This window comes from Legionella sp. km772 (assembly GCF_003989735.1).
In the GTDB taxonomy this organism is placed as follows: domain Bacteria; phylum Pseudomonadota; class Gammaproteobacteria; order Legionellales; family Legionellaceae; genus Legionella.
Genome location: NZ_RZGQ01000293.1, coordinates 1 through 2,071, shown reverse-complemented (window position 1 = coordinate 2,071; position 2,071 = coordinate 1). Strand labels below are relative to the sequence as shown.

Genomic DNA, 2,071 nt, shown 5'->3' with positions numbered 1-2,071 from the left:
AAACTCATTTAAATCACTTTGCTATTAAGTACAAATTGATTCTTAGAGCGAACCAGATTGCTTGGCAGGAGCTTAAAAATATGGCAGCTTAAAATTGACCGTGCGTAACATGAGTAATTAACTGTAGTTATCAAAATACCAGCCGAGGGAAATAAAATGCAATGGCATAAAAAGCATTATCTAAGCCTTACTTTATCATTTTTCATTAGTACAACAGTGGTAGCCGATGAAGTCCCTGTCGAGCAAGTATCTTCTGGACAATCGAGCGCCAGTGCTCCTGCTGATCCACAAGCCAAATATTTTGATTGCCGTTATCTCGGTTCTAAAGAGAATCAAACTTTGCAAGCTAAGGTAACCAGAGATGGGGAGCAATTCTTTTGGGTGGACAGTTTGGGACAGTCCGGTCCCCTTACCATCTTATCGGATAATACTATTATGCTCGAGTATACATATACCTCCAAAAGCAATGTAAAAGTTAGCGGCAAAGTAACTTTTATAGTCAAACCAGATAGAAGCTTAGATGGCACCTATGCTGATACCTTAGATAGTGGGAAAATTCTTTGTGCTGAGCATATTCAAGCGAATTAGAAATCTGGCTGGAATTATTTTTTTACGCTAGTTTTTGAACGATGAAAAATTAAAGACCTAGCTTCCTGGCCAAACGCATCTATAGTTAAGATGGTGACGGAACAGCCTTCACTCCGTGCTTTATGGGCGTAGTCCATATTCTCTGCAAGTTGTCTAGATACCGTGCGTACGCAGAAGAACATAGCAGGCTTAACTGTGCAATATTTAGATGCGTTTGCCCTGACCTAGCTTCACTGTTTTTATAAATCTATAGGTGGAGATATTAAGATGGTCTACTTTGATTGGATATAATTTACCAAATGCCTAAATTGATTTTATTTTTACTAATTGGTTTGAATTTGATAGTCTTTGCGGTTTTCGGACAACCTATACAACATAAAGAACTTGCTTTCAAAAGTAGTCAGTTAACCAAAAAAATAGATCCTGGCTATGTGCTAATTTATAATACAGAAATATTAAAAGTTCCTTTAAAAGGTCCTAGACCATTCTTAGCTTTTGCTTGTAAAGTATTATTCGCAAAAGAATCACCGAAGCCCTTACTCGAGATTAGATATTTACTTAATAGGTCAACATGGAGTCCGTGGCAGGCTATAAAAGAAGACAACCTAGAAGAGATAAAAAGTAAGGAGTTTTTTTCCGAATTAATCTTTCTTGAAAAGAATATAAAATTTATTCAGTTAAGATTAAAAGTCTCTAAGGCGGAGCTCAATGAATTAAACCTATTTTTTATATCTCCAGGAAAAACTGACCTTAAAACTTTAAATTTAATTAAAGCAATGACCGCAAGTGATAGATTAACACCTGGAAGGCCTAACTTTGTTAGCAGAAAGAGTTGGGGCTGTCCTCAGCCTGAACACAGTGGAGCTCAATTATTAACGAACGTCACACATTTGGTTATCCATCATAGTGGCGCTAACAATTTTAGCAAAGACTACCCGGCAGTGGTCAGAAGTTATTGGACTTATCATGTCAAGGTCCATAAATGGAGTGATATTGGATACAATTGGCTTGTTGATGAAAATGGTGTCCTTTATAAAGGCAGAGCCTGGCGAAATGCAACTCAAGAAAATGTTCAAGGCGCTCATAATACAGGTAGAAATGGTAATACAGTTGGAATTTGTTTTATTGGCGATTATGAAAAATATATACCCAAGAGCAAAGGATTAGAGAAGTTGACTGCAATAATGGCTTTTTTGTGCAACAAATATGGAATTGATCCAACGTCACAAAGTTATCATGCAGCTCTTAGCAGGATAAATGATAATATTAGCGGTCATCAACAAAGTGGTGGCGGTGGGACACATTGTCCTGGCACACATCTTTCAAGCCTTCTTGATGAGCTACGTCAAAATACACGCAATCAAATAATTAACTCATGTTACGCACATAAACTTGTAGTTTGACTAAAAAGCATTAGAATTCCGCCCTTAATTTTAGGGAGGGAATTAAATGGATATGCTTGATCTTTATAGTGATTATTTGA

3 protein-coding genes are annotated in these 2,071 nt (G+C 36.9%); 2 read left to right on the top strand and 1 reads right to left on the bottom strand.

The features are described 5' to 3' along the window. Positions 1-8: 8 nt before the first annotated feature. On the bottom strand, positions 9-134 hold the full coding sequence (locus tag ELY15_RS16640) for a hypothetical protein (RefSeq protein ID WP_255411130.1): 126 nt from the start codon (positions 132-134) through the stop codon (positions 9-11). Positions 135-156: 22 nt separating this feature from the next. On the opposite strand from ELY15_RS16640, the gene ELY15_RS15340 reads away from it, so the two are divergent. Further along, a complete protein-coding gene (locus ELY15_RS15340) occupies positions 157-588 on the top strand; it encodes a hypothetical protein (RefSeq protein WP_127101568.1) in 432 nt (143 codons plus the stop codon). 299 nt (positions 589-887) lie between these two features. Beyond that, the gene (locus ELY15_RS15335) at positions 888-1,991 is read left to right on the top strand and encodes an N-acetylmuramoyl-L-alanine amidase (protein ID WP_127101566.1); all 1,104 of its coding nucleotides are present in this window, start codon (positions 888-890) and stop codon (positions 1,989-1,991) included. The last annotated feature ends 80 nt before the right edge of the window (positions 1,992-2,071 follow it).